This window comes from Rhizobium sp. N122 (assembly GCF_002211295.1).
In the GTDB taxonomy this organism is placed as follows: domain Bacteria; phylum Pseudomonadota; class Alphaproteobacteria; order Rhizobiales; family Rhizobiaceae; genus Rhizobium.
This window is the reverse complement of record NZ_LOKU01000021.1, coordinates 1-16198: the sequence shown is the minus strand read 5'-3', so window position 1 is coordinate 16198 and position 16198 is coordinate 1. Positions and strand designations below refer to the sequence as shown.

Annotated in this window: 14 protein-coding genes; 10 read left to right on the top strand and 4 right to left on the bottom strand. The window is 61.9% G+C overall.

Annotation, left to right across the window (positions count from 1 at the left end; all coding sequences use genetic code 11):
- Positions 1 to 11: 11 nt before the first annotated feature.
- The 3 genes from xdhB to ATY75_RS16065 form a co-directional block, all read right to left on the bottom strand.
- Positions 12 to 2351, bottom strand: a complete 2340-nt coding sequence (xdhB, locus tag ATY75_RS16075) for a xanthine dehydrogenase molybdopterin binding subunit (RefSeq protein ID WP_088938337.1) — start codon at positions 2349 to 2351, stop codon at positions 12 to 14.
- Positions 2352 to 2565: 214 nt separating this feature from the next.
- Positions 2566 to 4032: a xanthine dehydrogenase small subunit gene (gene xdhA / locus ATY75_RS16070; protein WP_088938336.1), complete on the bottom strand. Its 1467-nt coding sequence runs from the start codon at positions 4030 to 4032 to the stop codon at positions 2566 to 2568.
- A gap of 28 nt (positions 4033 to 4060) precedes the next feature.
- Positions 4061 to 4837 carry a 3-hydroxybutyrate dehydrogenase gene (locus ATY75_RS16065; RefSeq protein ID WP_088938335.1) on the bottom strand — a complete coding sequence of 259 codons (777 nt, stop codon included), beginning with the start codon at positions 4835 to 4837 and terminating at the stop codon, positions 4061 to 4063.
- Between the two features lie 154 nt (positions 4838 to 4991).
- Here ATY75_RS16065 and glpK point away from each other — a divergent pair, with 154 nt between their 5' ends.
- From glpK to sbmA, 8 genes are all read left to right on the top strand, one after another.
- Entirely contained in the window at positions 4992 to 6485 is a 1494-nt protein-coding gene (gene glpK, locus ATY75_RS16060; protein WP_088938334.1) for a glycerol kinase GlpK, read from the top strand.
- A 109-nt stretch (positions 6486 to 6594) separates the two neighbouring features.
- Positions 6595 to 6969, top strand: coding sequence for a YciI family protein (locus tag ATY75_RS16055; RefSeq protein WP_088938333.1), 375 nt, complete (start codon positions 6595 to 6597; stop codon positions 6967 to 6969).
- The gene (locus tag ATY75_RS16050) at positions 6966 to 8225 is read left to right on the top strand and encodes an RNA polymerase sigma factor (RefSeq protein ID WP_088938332.1); all 1260 of its coding nucleotides are present in this window, start codon (positions 6966 to 6968) and stop codon (positions 8223 to 8225) included. Before ATY75_RS16055 ends, ATY75_RS16050 begins: the two co-directional genes overlap by 4 nt.
- A gap of 89 nt (positions 8226 to 8314) precedes the next feature.
- Positions 8315 to 8782, top strand: coding sequence for an SRPBCC family protein (locus ATY75_RS16045; RefSeq protein WP_088938331.1), 468 nt, complete (start codon positions 8315 to 8317; stop codon positions 8780 to 8782).
- Positions 8783 to 9051: 269 nt separating this feature from the next.
- Positions 9052 to 10113 carry an LLM class flavin-dependent oxidoreductase gene (locus tag ATY75_RS16040; RefSeq protein WP_088938384.1) on the top strand — a complete coding sequence of 354 codons (1062 nt, stop codon included), beginning with the start codon at positions 9052 to 9054 and terminating at the stop codon, positions 10111 to 10113.
- A 43-nt stretch (positions 10114 to 10156) separates the two neighbouring features.
- A complete protein-coding gene (gene map, locus ATY75_RS16035; RefSeq protein ID WP_088938330.1) occupies positions 10157 to 10915 on the top strand; it encodes a type I methionyl aminopeptidase in 759 nt (252 codons plus the stop codon).
- Positions 10916 to 11177: 262 nt separating this feature from the next.
- On the top strand, positions 11178 to 12362 hold the full coding sequence (locus tag ATY75_RS16030) for a YbfB/YjiJ family MFS transporter (RefSeq protein WP_190241370.1): 1185 nt from the start codon (positions 11178 to 11180) through the stop codon (positions 12360 to 12362).
- 123 nt (positions 12363 to 12485) lie between these two features.
- The gene (sbmA, locus tag ATY75_RS16025; RefSeq protein WP_088938382.1) at positions 12486 to 13751 is read left to right on the top strand and encodes a peptide antibiotic transporter SbmA; all 1266 of its coding nucleotides are present in this window, start codon (positions 12486 to 12488) and stop codon (positions 13749 to 13751) included.
- Positions 13752 to 13985: 234 nt separating this feature from the next.
- Here sbmA and ATY75_RS16020 read toward each other — a convergent pair whose 3' ends face one another.
- Positions 13986 to 14975, bottom strand: a complete 990-nt coding sequence (locus ATY75_RS16020) for a polysaccharide deacetylase (protein ID WP_088938329.1) — start codon at positions 14973 to 14975, stop codon at positions 13986 to 13988.
- A 122-nt stretch (positions 14976 to 15097) separates the two neighbouring features.
- Here ATY75_RS16020 and ATY75_RS16015 point away from each other — a divergent pair, with 122 nt between their 5' ends.
- Positions 15098 to 15676 carry an NnrU family protein gene (locus tag ATY75_RS16015; RefSeq protein WP_088938328.1) on the top strand — a complete coding sequence of 193 codons (579 nt, stop codon included), beginning with the start codon at positions 15098 to 15100 and terminating at the stop codon, positions 15674 to 15676.
- An 84-nt stretch (positions 15677 to 15760) separates the two neighbouring features.
- Positions 15761 to 16198: leucine zipper domain-containing protein (locus tag ATY75_RS16010; RefSeq protein ID WP_143535313.1), on the top strand; the 438-nt coding region annotated here is incomplete at its 3' end.

Here is a 16198-nt window from a genome sequence, read left to right as displayed (position 1 = left end):
CGGGGGATCGCCTAAACCCGCTTCATCCGCTCCACCGCCATCAGCACCCGCTCCGGCGTCGCCGGCGCGTCGAGCCTTGGGCAGACCTTGTAGTCCGCCACGCTTGCGATTGCCATCGACAACGCTTCCAGCACCGAGATCGCCAGCATGAAGGGCGGTTCGCCGACGGCCTTGGAGCGGCCGATGGTGGCCTCTGCGCTCTCCGACCATTCGGCAAGGCGGACGTTGAAGATCTTCGGGCGGTCGGAGGCGAGCGGGATCTTGTAGGTCGAGGGCGCATGGGTGCGCAGCCGTCCCTTGTCATCCCACCAGAGTTCTTCCGTCGTCAGCCAGCCCATGCCCTGCACGAAGGCGCCCTCGACCTGGCCGAGGTCGATTACCGGGTTCAGCGAGCGGCCGACATCGTGGAGGATGTCGGTGCGGTCGATCAGATATTCGCCGGTCAGCGTGTCTATCGAGACCTCGGTGCAGGCGGCGCCATAGGCGAAATAGTAAAAGGGCGTACCACGGCCGGCCTTGCGGTCCCAGTGGATCTTCGGCGTCTTGTAGAAGCCGGCGGCAGACAGCTGGACGCGGGCGAAATAGGCCTGCTTGATGAAATCGGGGAAGGGGACTTCGATCTCGCCGACGCGCACGCGGTTCGGCAGGAAGACGACGTCGGCGGGCCCGACATCCCATTTCTCGGCGGCAAAGGCCACCAGACGTTCCTTGATCTGGCGGGCGGCGTCATATGCGGCCATGCCGTTCAGATCCGAGCCGGAGGAGGCGGCGGTGGCCGAAGTATTCGGCACTTTGGCGGTCGTCGTCGCGGTGATCTTCACGCGGTCGATATCGACCTGGAAGCTGTCGGCCAGCACCTGCGCCACCTTGGTATAAAGGCCCTGGCCCATTTCGGTGCCGCCATGGTTCAGATGGATCGAGCCGTCCTGATAGATATGGACGAGGGCGCCGGCCTGGTTGAAGGCAGTCATGGTGAAGGAGATGCCGAACTTGACCGGGGTCAGCGCGATGCCTTTTCTGATATAGCGGCTGTCGCGGTTGAAGGCGATGACGGCATTGCGCCGCGCCCGATATTCGGCGGTTTCCTCCAGCTCATCGACGATGCGGGCGATGATATTGTCCTCGACCTCCTGATGATAGGGCGTCAGCGTGCGCCCGGAGCCCGGCTGGCCGTAGAAATTCAGCTTGCGGATATCGAGCGGGTCCTTGCCGAGGGTGTAAGCGATTTCCTCGATGAGGCGCTCGGCGCCGAGCATGCCCTGCGGCCCACCGAAACCGCGGAAGGCGGTGTTGGAGACGGTGTGAGTTTTCAGCGGTTTCGACTGGAGATGCACATGCGGATAGAAATAGCTGGAATCGGCATGGAAGAGCGCGCGATCCGTCACCGGTCCCGACAGATCCGAGGAGAAGCCGCAGCGCGCCGCGTAAGTGGCGTCGACCGCGTGGATGCGGCCTTCGGCATCGAAACCCACTTCATAATCGACAAGGAAATCGTGGCGCTTGCCGGTGGCGCTCATATCCTCGTCGCGGTCCGGGCGGAATTTGATCGCACGGCCGAGCTTCTTGGCGGCGATCGCCGCAAGGGCTGCGAACTGGTTGCCCTGCGTTTCCTTGCCGCCGAAGCCGCCGCCCATGCGGCGCACGTTGACGGTGACCGCGTTCGACGGAATATCGAGCACATGGCCGACAATGTGCTGGATTTCGCTCGGATGCTGTGTCGAGGACCAGACGGTGACCTCGTCGTCCTCGCCGGGAATGGCGACAGCGATATGGCCTTCGAGATAGAAATGCTCCTGCCCGCCGATGCGCATCTGCCCCTTCAGCCGCATTGGAGCATTCGGCATTTCCGTTTCCGGCTCGCCGCGCTGGAGCGTCATCGGGGTAATCACCAAGGGGCTACCATTGGCGAGCGCGCCGTCGATATCGTGCCAGTGCGGCAGGTCGCGATAGTCGATCTTCGCCAGCCGGGCTGCGCGCCGCGCCGCGTCGCGTGTTTCGGCGACGACGGCAAAGATCGGCTGGCCGTGGAACTGAACCAAGGTTTCGGCGAGCAGCGGCTCGTCATGGCTGCCGTTGGAGCTGGTGTCGTTGACGCCGGGCACGTCCTTGCCGGTAAAGACCCAGACCACGCCGGGGTAGGCGGCGACCGCCGAAAGATCGATGCTGACGATTTCGGCATGCGCCCGGTCGGACAGGCCGAGTGCGCCGTGCAACAGGCCGGCGGGTTCGGGAATATCGTCGATATAATCGGCGCTTCCGGTGACATGTTTATGCGCTGAATCATGCCGCAGCGAGCCGTGCATGGGGCCTGATATGACGACCTTGGGGTTTTCGAAGGTGGACTTGTCCATTAGCGTCTCTCTGCCGGAAAATTGCCCGTCGCAGGTGCTCCGGGCGCTCGCGGCTCAGTGCCGCTCGCCCCTCTCATCCGCCCTATCGGGCACCTTCTCCCCGCTGGGGAGAACAGGGAGTCGAGACGTCGCCCCTTGTCTCTTCTCCCCGGCGGGGAGAAGGTGCCGGCAGGCGGATGAGGGGGGCGGCTGGCGACAACGGTTGACTTCTCCATCACGCCACCTCCTCGAACCGCTTCAGCTCCGCCGGCGCTCCAACAGTCTCCAGATAGAAGCGCGTCAGCAGGTTCTTCGCCGTCAGTTGCCGGTATTCCGCCGTGGCGCGCCAGTCGGTCAGCGGCTGGTAGTCGGCATCGAAGGCGGGGCGGGCGGCGTCGATCGTCGCTTCCGTCCATGGTTTGCCGATCAGTTCGGCCTCCACGGCGCGGGCGCGTTTCGGTGTTGCCGCCATGCCGCCGAAGGCGATGCGGATGTCGGTGACCATCTCGGCGTCGTCGAGCGTCAGCAGGAAGGCGCCGAGCACGGCGGTGATGTCTTCGTCGCGCCGTTTGGTGATCTTATAGGCGGCAAAGCGGCTGGCTGGCTTGGGATAGGGCACGAAGATGCTCTCGACGAATTCGCCGGGCTTCCGATCCTGCTTGCCGTAGGCGATGAAGAAATCTTCGAGCGGCAGTTTGCGCTGGCCTTCCAGGGAGCGCAGCGTCAGCGTCGCGCCGAGCGCGATCAGCGGCGGCGGGCTGTCGCCGATCGGCGAGCCGTTGGCGATATTGCCGCCGATCGTGCCCATGTTGCGCACCTGCTCGCCGCCGATGCGATCGATCAATCGCCCGAGCGCCGGGATCTTTTTCGAGATCGCCGCGAAGGCGCCGCTATAGCTGACCCCGGCGCCGATGGTGACGCCGTCCTCGCTTTCGGTGACCGACTGCAGTTCGCTCAAGTGATTGATGAAGACGACGGGGCTCAGCCGCCGCATCTGCTTCGTCACCCAGAGACCGACATCGGTCGAACCGGCGACGATGATCGCGTCGGGCTCCTGCGAGAGGATTTCGGTCAGCGCTTGAAGCGAAGCCGGAATGATCAGCCGGTCTTCGTCCGTGGCAATTCTGATCGTGCTGCTTGTCTGCATTGCCCAGAGCCGGGCGACGATTTCCGAGCGTGTCCGCTGCAGCGGGTCGAAGAGCGCGCTCGGCCGCATCAGGCTCACCTGCTCGGCGGCCTTGACGATCGGCTCATAACCGGTACAGCGACAGAGATTGCCTTGCAGCGCCTTTTCGATCTCGCGGCGGCTGGGATTTTCCTTCGTCAGCCACAGGCCATAGAGCGACATGACGAAGCCCGGGGTGCAGAAGCCGCATTGCGAGCCATGACAATCGACCAATGCCTGCTGCACCGGATGCAACGCGCCGTCCCGGCCGGCCAGATGCTCGACCGTCACCACATGGGTGGCATGCAGCGAGCCCATGAAACGGATGCAGGCATTGACGGATTCGTAGGCGAGCTTGCCATCGGCGAGCCTGCCGACCAGCACGGTGCAGGCGCCGCAATCGCCTTCCGCGCATCCTTCCTTGGTGCCCGTCAGGCGTCGCTTCAACCGCAGAAAATCGAGCAACGTCTCGGTCGGGCCGACATCGGCGAGCGCGATGTCCTCGCCATTCAGGATGAAGCGGATGCTGTCGTTCATGATATTCCCGGTTGTTTTTTCCAAATGGTTAAGCCGCCGTCCAGCCACCGTCAATCGAGATATGCGTTCCCGTCACCTGCCGGGCGGCGTCGCTGGCAAGGTAAAGCGACAGGGCGCCGATCTCCTCGGCCTTGACGAATTCACGCGTTGGCTGCGCCTTGAGGATGACCTCGCTCTTCACCTGCTCCTCGGTCATGCCGCGGGCCTTGGCGGTATCGGGTATCTGCTTCTCGACCAGCGGCGTCAGCACATAGCCGGGGCAGATGGCGTTCACCGTCACGCCGAATTCGGCAAGCTCCAGAGCCGCCGTTTTCGTCAGGCCTAATATACCATGTTTTGCCGCGACATAGGCGGATTTGAAGGGGGAGGCGACCAGCCCGTGCGCCGAGGCGATGTTGATGATGCGGCCATGCTTCTTCGCCTTCATCAGCGGGATGGCGGCGCGCATGGTGTGAAAGGAGCTCGACAGATTGATGGCGATGATCTGATCCCATTTCTCGATCGGGAAATCCTCGATCTTTTCGACATGCTGGATGCCGGCATTGTTGACCAGGACATCGACGGTGCCGAAGGTGTTTGCCGCCGTTTCGATCAGGTCGGCGATCTCGGCGGGCTTGGTCATATCGGCCGGATGATAGATCGCCCGTGCCTTGGATACTGATTCAAGCCGTTCGACGATCGCCTTGATTTCATTGGCATTTCCGAAACCGTTGATGACGACGTTGTCGCCGGTTTCGGCAAAGGCGGTGGCGATCGCAAGGCCGATGCCGCTGGTGGAGCCGGTGACGACGACTGATCTGCTCATATTTTTCTCCTGACAGGCCGATGCTGCGTTGCAACGTTGGTGGCGAGGTTATGCCCAAAGCCGGCAGGCTGGCAATTCCGCTTTATTCGCTTTTCTCACCCGCATCCGTGTCCTATTGATTTGTCACGATAATCATATGCTTGAGGAGGATTTCATGGGTGGATATGTTCTGGCGATCGATCAGGGGACGACGTCGACGCGGGCGATCGTGTTCGACGTCGATATGCATGTCGCCGGCAAGGGCCAGAAGGAATTCACCCAGATCTATCCGCGCTCCGGCTGGGTCGAGCACGATCCCGAGGAAATCTGGGACTCGGTCGTCTCCACTGTCAACATGGCGCTGCGCGATGCCGGGATCACGGCCAAGGATATCGCCGCGCTCGGCATTACCAACCAGCGCGAGACGGTGGTCGTCTGGGAGCGCGAGACCGGCCGGCCGATCCAGAATGCCATCGTCTGGCAGGACCGGCGCACGGCAAGCTATTGCGACAATCTGAAACGGCAGGATCTGGAGCGGCTGTTCACCAAGAAGACCGGCCTGATCCTCGACCCGTATTTTTCCGGCACCAAGCTTTCCTGGATGCTCGCCAACGTCAAGGGCGCCCGGGCGCGCGCTGCCAGGGGCGATCTCTGCTTCGGCACGATCGATACCTTCCTGATCTGGCGGCTGACCGGCGGCAACAGCTTCGTCACCGATGCCACCAACGCCTCGCGCACGTTGATGTACAACATCGCCGAGAACGCCTGGGACGAGGATCTGCTCGATATTCTGCGCGTGCCTGCCGCCATGCTGCCTGAAGTCAAGGATTGTGCCGCCGATTTCGGCACGGTCGACACCAGCATCTTCGGGGCCGCGATCCCGATCCTCGGGGTTGCCGGCGACCAGCAGGCGGCGACCATCGGCCAGGCCTGTTTTCAGCCGGGCATGCTGAAATCGACCTACGGCACCGGCTGTTTCGCGCTGCTCAACACCGGCGCCGATATGGTGCGTTCGAAAAACCGGCTGCTGACCACCATCGCCTATCGCCTGAACGGCGAGACGACCTATGCGTTGGAGGGTTCGATCTTCATCGCCGGTGCGGCCGTGCAATGGCTGCGGGACGGGCTCGGGATCATCGGCAGCGCCGCCGAGACCAATGCACTTGCCGAAAAGGCCGATCCGACGCAGGAGGTCTATCTCGTGCCCGCCTTTACCGGGCTCGGCGCACCGCATTGGGATGCCAAGGCGCGCGGCGCGATCTTCGGGCTGACACGCAACAGCGGCCCGGCGGAGCTTTCGAGGGCGGCGCTCGAAGCCGTTTGCTACCAGACCCGCGACCTGCTCGACGCCATGCAGAAGGACTGGAAGAACGGTGGTGACGATACGGTGCTGCGCGTCGATGGCGGCATGGTCGCTTCCGACTGGACGATGCAGCGCCTCGCCGACCTGCTCGACGCTCCGGTCGACCGGCCGGTGATTCTCGAGACAACGGCGCTGGGCGCTGCCTGGCTTGCCGGCAGCCGGGCAGGGGTCTGGCCGGACAGGGAGGGTTTCTCGTCGACGTGGAAACGGGACCGGCGTTTCGAGCCGGATATGGACGAGAAGGTCAGGGCGGCAAAGCTCAAGGGCTGGAAGAGCGCGGTCAGGCGGACGCTGAGCGAGGGCTAGCCTTCAACCAACCGGTCGCTCTTTCGCACGCAGCGGACCACGATAATTATTTGATGCGGCCTGTCGGGTTAGCGGTTACTCCTTCGTCATTCGGAAGAGGAGTGACCCGATGCTTTATGCAATCCTTTGTTACGCCCATGAGGAAACCGTCTTCGCCTGGACCAAGGAAGAAGAAGCTGCCGTCATGGAGAAGCTCTATGCCGTGCAGGAGCCGCTTGCCGCATCCGGCAAGCTCGGCCCCGTCGGCCGGCTGATGCCGACGACGGCTGCGACCACCGTGCGCAAAGGCAAGGACGAGCCTTTGGTCATCGACGGGCCTTTTGCGGAAACGAAAGAGGCGCTTCTCGGCTTCTACGTGGTCGACTTCGAAACGCTCGACGAGGCGGTCGCCTTCTCGAAACAGCTTTCCTCCGTCAATCCGGGTTCCACCTCTTACGAAATTCGGCCGTTCTACGTCTTCAGGCCGGGAGATACTTCATCATGACAGACATTGCCTGGATCGACCTTGCCCTTGCCTCGGCCCGCCCGAAGGCGCTCGGTGCGCTGCTGCGCTATTTCCGCAATCTCGATACTGCGGAAGAGGCGTTTCAGGAGGCATGCCTGAGGGCGATCCGCACATGGCCGGAGAAGGGGCCGCCGCGCGATCCGACGGCCTGGCTGATCTTCGTCGGCCGAAACAGCGGGATCGACGCGGTGCGCAAGCGGTCCAAGCTTCAGGCCCTTCCGGACGAGGACGTCATCTCCGATACCGAGGATGCCGAAGGCGATATTGCCGAGCGGCTGGACGATTCCCACTATCGCGACGATATCCTGCGGCTTCTCTTCATCTGCTGTCATCCCGATCTGCCGGCGACCCAGCAGATCGCATTGGCGCTGCGCATCGTTTCCGGCCTTTCGGTGCCGCAGATCGCCCGCGCCTTCCTGGTGTCGGAAAGCGCGATGGAGCAGCGTATCACCCGCGCCAAGGCGCGTGTCGCCAAGGCGGGCGTGCCCTTCGAAACGCCGAGCCCTGAAGAAAGGGCCGAGCGTCTTACGATCGTCAGCACGATGATCTATCTCGTCTTCAACGAAGGCTACAGCCAGGCCGACCCGAAGCATGAGGCGGCCGCCTTCAGCGACGAGGCGATCCGGCTGGCACGGTTGATGCTGCATCTCTTTCCGTCCGAACCGGAATTGATGGGGCTGCTTGCGCTGATGCTTCTGCAGATCTCGCGCCGGCCGGCGCGCTTCAGCGCTGAAGACGAGATCGTGCTGCTCGAAGATCAGGACCGCTCGCTGTGGAGCCAGCCTTTCATTAACGAGGCACTGGCGCTGCTCGACAAAGCATTGCGGCACCGTCGGCCCGGCCCCTATCAGCTTCAGGCGGCGATCGCTGCCATCCATTCCCGGGCAAAACGCGCCGAAGATACCGACTGGGTGGAAATCGATCTGCTCTACCGCGCGCTGGAACGTGTGCAGCCTTCGCCTGTGGTGACACTCAATCGCGCAGTCGTTGTTTCCAAATTGCACGGGCCGCAGCAGGCGCTCGATCTGATCGATCCGCTCGGCGAAAAGCTCGGCGGCTATTTCTACTATCACGGCCTGCGGGGCGGGCTGCTGAAGCAGCTCGGCTTGACCGGCCAGGCGCGCGAAGCCTTCGACCGCGCCATCGCGCTTGCCCATTCGGCGGCGGAGGCAGCCCATATCCGCCGGCAGATCGACAAGATGCAGGAAGAGGCGACGCAGCCGGTCGCTAAATAATTCTGCGTGCTGTCGGGACGGCGAAGTTCGACACGTCCTTGCAACAACCTGATACGAAACAGGTTTCACTCAGATGGAGAGATGTTGAAATGACCGCCAGCACGCAACATGAACTCACCCTCGTTCGCGAATTCAATGCGCCGCGCGAGAAGATCTTCAAGGCATGGACCGATCCCGATCTGTTGAAGCAGTGGTTCGTGCCGCGCCCCTGGGATGTTGCGGAAGCGACGCTCGACGTGCGCCCCGGCGGCTCCAGCCTCATCGTCATGCAGGATCCCGAGGGCAACCAGTATCCGAACCGCGGCGTCTATCTCGAGATCGTCGAGAACGAGAAGATCGTCTTCACCGATGCCTATACCAGCGCCTGGGTGCCTGCCGAAAAACCCTTCTTCACCGGCGTCATCCTGCTCGAAGATCTCGGCAATGGCCGCACGAAATATACCGCCAAGGCGCTGCACTGGCGCGCAGAGGACAAGGAAGCGCACGAGAAGATGGGCTTCCATGAAGGATGGGGCAAGGCCGCAGACCAGCTGGCGGAGTTGTTGGCGACGATGTGAGCGGCTGAGCGGGGCGGCGTGGCAAGGCTGTGCCGTCCCGATGCTTCAAGTGCGATTTGAGGCGACTTGGAAAATGATTCCGCCGGCGCTTTGAAGTCGTTGATTTCAGATTCGAATTGGTGGTTGGATCTGCCCCTCTGTGCTTGCCGCCGGAAGGGCAAAGACATCACGCCCCTATCGAAATTCTCGAACATTCCGTTCCAGAGTTTGTATTTGCGTTCCCTGCCGCCGGTCCTTATCTCCAGGTTGAATTCAATGGGATGCCGACGATGGAACTGGGGCTTTATACGTTTGCCGATGTCAATCCCAATCCCCCGCGCAGCAAGGGAGCGGAAGGGGCGGAACGGCTGAAGCATCTGATCGAGGAGATCGAGCTGGCGGATCAGGTGGGGCTCGATGTCTTCGGGCTCGGCGAACATCATCGGCCGGACTATGCGGCATCGGCGCCTGCAGTGGCGCTGGCGGCGGCGGCGGTCAAGACGAGGAATATCCGGCTGACCAGTGCCGTCACCGTGCTTTCTTCCGATGATCCGGTGCGTGTCTTCCAGCAGTTTTCGACGCTCGACCTGATTTCCAATGGCCGGGCCGAAATCATGGCGGGGCGTGGCTCCTTCATCGAGTCCTTCCCGCTGTTCGGCTACAATCTCGAGGATTACGACCAGCTTTTCGAAGAGAAGCTCGATCTGCTGCTCGCGCTGCGCGATAGCGAGACGGTCGACTGGGAAGGCGAACTGCGCGCGCCGATCCGTGGGCGCGGCGTTTATCCCAGGCCGCTGCAGGATCCGCTGCCGCTCTGGGTCGCCGTTGGCGGCACGCCGCAATCCGTCGCGCGTGCCGGTGCGCTCGGCCTGCCGGTGGCGCTGGCGATCATCGGCGGAGAGCCGCGCCGGTTCGCGCCGCTCTTCGATCTCTACCGCGAGGCCGCTCGCCGGGCAGGGCAGGATCAGGCGAAGCTGAAGACCAGCATCAACGTTCACGGCTTCATCGCCGATACGACAGCGGCCGCGGCCGAGCAGTTTTATGGCCCACAGGCCGAAGTGATGAACCGCATCGGCCACGAGCGTGGCTGGGGGCCGACGAGCCGGGCGCAGTTCGACATGGCAAGCGGACCGAACGGAGCACTCTTCGTCGGCGATCCCGAGGGGGTCGCCGAAAAGATCATCGCCCATCATGCGCTTTTCCGGAACGACCGCTTCCTGCTGCAGATGGCGATCGGCTTGATGCCGCATGACCAGATCATGCGCGGCATCGAGCTCTACGGGACGAAAGTGGCGCCGATCGTCAGAAAGGCATTGACTGAAACGGACGGAGGGGCGAAAGCCACCGCTTAACCAAGGCGGCCGCGGCCGCCCTGCGCAAGGCCGGAACTGACGAATGGTTATCGCAAACGACGACGAACTGGCGAAACTCAAAGAGATCGGCCGGATCTGCGCCAATGCCATCCAGGTGATGGCGGCGGCGATGGAGCCGGGCATGACGACGCTGGAGCTCGACGCCATCGGCCGCAAGGTGCTGGAGGAGGCGGGCGCGCGCTCGGCGCCGGAGTTCTGCTACCAGTTTCCGGGTGCGACCTGCATCAGCGTCAACGAGGAAATCGCCCACGGCATTCCCGGGCCGCGCGTCATCCGCGCCGGCGATCTCATCAATATCGACGTCTCGGCCGAGAAGGACGGTTTCTTCGCCGACACCGGCGCTTCCTTCGCGATGCCGCCGGTCAAGCCGAAAATCGAGCGGCTTTGTCGTGACGGCAAGCGGGCGCTCTGGGTCGGGCTCAACCAGGTGAAATCCGGCGAGCCGCTTGCCAAGATCGGCACCGCCGTCGGCGCCTTCGCGCAGAAGAACCGCTATACGCTGGTCGCCAATCTGGCGAGCCACGGCGTCGGCCGCTCGCTGCACGAGGAGCCGGCCGAACTCTCGACCTGGCCGGACCCTTCGGAAAAACGCGTGATGACGGAGGGGCTCGTCTTCACCGTCGAGCCCTTCCTGTCGCTCGGCGCGACCTGGGCGGAAGGCGGCGACGATGCCTGGACGCTTTATGCCGATCCGAAGGCGCCCACCGTGCAATATGAACATACGGTGGTCGCGACGCGCAACGGGCCGGTGATCCTGACATTGCCGGGTGGCCGGGCGTAAAGGGCGACTTGCGGAGCTTTCCTTCTCCGTGCGGCATTCTCCAAGACCCTCACGCTGAGGCGCGCAGCCCGTAAGGCGGACTATCGAAGCACGCCGCAACGTTGCTCTTGCATCATTCAGCATCAGCGCACCCGCCCCGTCCTCCGAGGCCCTGGCGGGGCGGGAGGCTACGCCCATCCTCCTGCGCCTGCTTTCGCAGAATTGATCGGTCGATCAGAATTACTTGATTGTGATGCAGATGCTGCGGCGCGATAAGCGCTGCATGCTCGAGCGCGCCCGTCATTCCCCGCCGAACCTCGTATCCACTGCCGCTGCCGGCGCCGTCGCCATGGCGGCGGCCATGGGCTTCGGGCGCTTCTCTTACACGCCGATCCTGCCCGGCATGATGAGCGGGGTGCCGCTTTCGGCGGCGGATGCAGGTTTTATCGCTTCGGCGAATTTCGTCGGTTATCTCGTCGGTGCCGTGCTTGCGGCCTATGACTGGGCGGCGGGGCGGGAGCGGCTGGTGGCGCTCTCGGCACTGTTGGCGACCGCCATCCTGCTCGCCGCCATGGCCGCCACCGATTCCGTCGCGGTCTTTGCCGTCATCCGGTTCCTCGCCGGCCTCGCCAGCGCCTTTGCGATGGTCTTCACCTCGTCGATCGTGCTCAGCCACGGGGCTGCCGCCGGCAACGACCATGTACAGGCGGCGCATTTCGGCGGGCCGGGGGCAGGCATTGCGCTGTCCTCGGTCATGGTGTTTCTGATCGGGCTCGGTTTTCACGACGGGCCGGGGGGCTGGCGGGCCGATTGGATTGGCGGAGCGCTCTATTGCGCGGCAAGCCTCGTCATCGTCTTCCTGCTCTTGCCGGCGGCCCCGGCGCAATCGGCGCGCGCGGGCAAGGAGCCGGCCCTCGTCTGGAGCCGGCCGATGGTGCTGATGACGCTGTCCTACGGCCTGTTCGGCTTCGGCTATGTCATCACCGCGACCTTCCTCGTCACCATCGCGCGACTGTCCGCAACAGGCCCGCTGGTCGAATTCCTCTGCTGGTTCATTGCCGGGCTGACGGCGGCGGTGGCGCTGTTTGCCTGGAAGCCCTTGGTCAGGCCGCTCGGGCTAGGCGGCGTCTATGTCGCCGCACTTCTGGTCGAGGCGGCCGGCGTGCTCGCAACCGTCATGCTGCCGCACTCTGCCGCACCACTGATCGGCGGGGCACTGTTCGGCGCGACGTTTCTGGCGATCACCGCTTACGGGCTGCAGATCGGCCGCAAGCTTTCGCCGGACAGCCCGCGGCGAATCCTGGCGATGATGACCGCCGCCTTCGGCCTCGGCCAGATCGTCGGGCCTGTCGTTGCCGGCTGGATCGCCGAGCGCTCGGGCAGTTTCACCGCCCCAACGGTGATCGCCGCCGTCGCCCTTGTTGCCTGCGCCGCGCTCGTGATGCCGGTCATCAGGAAAATCGCTTAACCGGTTACATCTGCGTAACAATCACCCGAACCCATTGCTGCTTCCTTCGAACTGCCTTAGTTTCCGGCAAAATCAGTGTTCCGAGACTCCCGAGACTCACAGTTCAGGAAAGCAAAGCCCCCCGTGTTTCATTCCTTTTTTCCCCAGCCCAAGCTGTTTTTCGCCTCTGCCGCCGTATGGACGCTGGCATGCATTTTCTTTTGGTATTTTGTGGGTATTGAGCTTTCGACCAATCTCGGCTTTCCTCCGTTGCCTGAGAGTGCACAGCCGGTCGGAGCCGCGTTTTTTATCGCGCCTACCAATTTGTTATTCTATGTGTTTTTTATACTTTGTTCGGCTTTATTTTGCTGTGCGTGGCACGTTTTCGCCAAAGACAATCCCTGGAAAATCTGGTCGGTTTGGGGAACGGCAATTCTCGTATTCATTACTTATTTTGGCGTTCAGATGGATGTTGCGATCAACGTCTGGCGCGGCCCATTCTTTAATCTTCTACAGGACGCGCTTGCAGGGAAACCCGGTATTACCGACAGTAATTTTTATGTTCTTCTTGGAAAATTCTTAGAAATAGGCGCCGTCGGCGTCGTTGTCTCCACGTTTAATCTGTTTTTTTTAAGCCACTACGTCTTTCGTTGGCGCACTGCCATGAACAATTTCTATATGTCAAAATGGGAAAAGTTGCGCCACATCGAGGGAGCTTCCCAGCGCGTACAAGAAGATACAATGCGCTTTGCAAACATTCTCGAAGGTCTGGGGATTAGTCTCATCGGGTCTGTCATGACTCTTATTGTATTTTTGCCGATTTTGTCGGAACTGTCGAAGTACGTTACAAACATCCCTATTATTGGAGCGCTGCCTAATTCCCTGGTTTGGCTGGCACTTATTTGGTCTGTGCTTGGAACTGTTTTGTTGGCTCTTGTTGGTGTCAAGCTACCTGGTTTGAATTTCCGTAACCAGCGAGTGGAGGCAGCTTACCGTAAAGAACTGGTTTACGGCGAGGACCATGACGACAGAGCGCAGCCTCCAACTGTAAGGGAACTGTTTACGAACGTTCGACGTAACTATTATCGAATGTATTTTCACTATTTGTATTTTAATTTTGCTCGTTTTGGATACGGGCAAGTGGATGCAATTTTCCTCTACTACGTTCTGGTGCCGACTTTCGTCGCGCATCAAATTACGCTTGGTATTTGGCAGCAGATTTCAACGGCCTTCGGCCAGGTCAGCAACTCGTTCCAGTATCTCGTCAGTTCATGGACGACGATCATCGAGCTGCTCTCCATCCATAAGCGCCTCAAGGCCTTCGAAGCGGCCATCGATGATGAGCCGTTGCCTGCGATCGACCAGCATTATCTGGAGCGTGAAGCGGGCGTCGTGCATGTGGATGGTTGATGCGCGAGGCTGGCTGGATGAGCGGGGTGTGCCGTGTGGCCCCCCTCATCCGGCTGCCGCCACCTTCTCCCCGCTGGGGAGAAGAGACTCGTGGCAGCGTCTCGCGTTTATCCATCGCTTGAGAATATGTTCGCCGACTTTGCGATTCCCTCTTCTCCCCAGCGGGGAGAAGGTGCCCGTTAGGGCGGATGAGGGGGCTGCGCGGCACCACCTCTCGTTTTCAAATGGTTTTCGTCAGAGCCCCGATGCCCGCTCCAGCTTGCCCCGGGCCTCGATCATCGGGATCGCTTCGGAATAGCTGACGCAGGCGACGTCCTCCCGGTGGCAGACGTCGCCGACCAGCCGGTCGAGGGCGCGCCAGTAGGCGCCGCCGTTCATCTCGACGAAGTGGAAGCCGAGCTGGAGGGGAATTCGGCTGCCAGCATATTGCTTGTCGAAAGCCTCTTTGAAGGCTGAATAGGCGCGGTTCTCGAATTCGGCGGAATCTGCCGTATCCTCCTCGCCCTTGGAGTGGCGTACGAAGAGATTGTAGTCCATGCCGATAATCGGTTTTTCGCTCGGGCCTTCGGGGATCAGCGGCAGGCCGAAGCGGATGATGTCGTCCTCCTCGACAGGCATGGCCGGGCCTTTGGTGACGAGGCTCGCATCATAGCTGAAGCCTGCCTTCTTTTCGGCGGCGACCATATCGGCGCCTGCCGTCGCCGAGAGATAGGGCGCGCGAAAACCCTTGATGCCGTGATCGACAAGGTCCTGCCAGCCGGCCGGCTCATCGAGGCCGACGCTCTTCCAGGCGCTTTTCAGGGTTGCGTGAAAGGTGGCGTATTCGGCCGACCAATCCGCCTCGCTCCAAAGACGGCCGTCGAAATGGCCGCAGGCATGGCTCGATATGTCGTGGCCTTCAAGATGGGCATGCCAGATATTGCCGAGGCGCTCGCGGATCTCGTCGTCGCTCTGGGCGAAGCCGACATTGGATTTTCCGCGCTTCTGGTGCGGCGCCTGGTAGGCCTTCTTCGCCGCCTCGTTCATCAGAAAGGTGCAGGAGAAGAAATAGGTGAAATGGGCACCGTTCTTCGCGGCCATCTCGCGGCTCTTCAGCCAGAGAGCATTGTCGTGGGCGCCGTCGAATGAGATGATGACCAACTGCTTCGGCCGGTCGGCCGCCTCTGCCACGATGGGGAGGAGGAACGAGGCAGCCAGGCAGGTGGAGAGCAGAAAACGAGACATGGGCACCGCGACAATTTGTTCGCGGTTTCCCTCCAATAGAATTGCGGCGAAGCTGCGGTCTCAACTGGTATTTTTTCCCGCCAGCCGGTAAGTCATGACAAACGGCACGGAAGGGACCCGCCATGGCTTTGCTTATCGTCGGCATCATACTTTTCCTCGGGGTGCATCTCGTGCGGGTGGTCGCCCCCGGCTTCCGCCGTTCGATGATCGCAAGCCTCGGCGAGAAGGGCTGGCGGGCAGCCTATTCGATCGCCAGCCTGGCGACGCTGATCCTGTTGATCTACGGTTTCGGGCAGGCGCGAGAAGTGACCGGCATGCTTTACAATCCGCCGGTCTGGACGGCGCATATCGCGATCACGCTGATGCTGATCGCGATGATCTGTCTTGTCGCCTCGCTGCTGCCGGCCGGGCATATTGCCACCAAGACCAAGCATCCGATGGTGCTGTCGGTGAAGATCTGGGCGCTGGCGCATCTGCTCGCCAATGGCGAGACGTCATCGGTGCTGCTGTTTGCCGCCTTTCTCGCCTGGGGCGTCATCCTGCGCATCTCGCTGAAAAGACGCCAGCGAGCAGGCGAGATCACGCTCCGCCCGTTCGTCTCGGCCAAATACGACCTCTATGCCGTTATCATCGGCATCGTCGCCTGGGCGCTGATCATCTGGAAGCTGCACGAATGGCTGATCGGCGTTTCGCCGCTCTAAATGTGAGCTTCCAATAGGTTGTCCATTCGATCCGGACCGGGAAAGCTGAGGTTGTCGAAGCTTCAGTGATTCTCGGGGGACCGAATGGACATCCATATGAATGCCCGCCTCACGCCGCTCAGTCGAGCGGTAATTGCGCACCGCGTGCTGATGGAAGGACAGCGACCGATGGCCGTCGCTGCGGCTTTCGGCGTCTGCGTGAAGACTGTCTATAAGTGGGTAAGGCGCTATCGACGGGAGGGCGAGGCCGGTCTCAATGATCGCAGTTCCCGACCGCACCGCCTGTATCATCCGACCTCGCAGGCCACCGCCGCCCGGATCGAGACGTTACGCCGCCTGCGCATGACCGGCCAACACATCGCCAAGGAGACGGGTGTCTCGCCAGCCACAGTCAGCCGCATCCTCAAGCGCCTTGGCCTGAACAAGCTCAAGGCCTTGGCCCCGGCTGAGCCGGTGCGGCGCTACGAACGCGACCAGCCCGGCGAACTCATCCATATCGACATCAAGAAACTCGGCAAATTC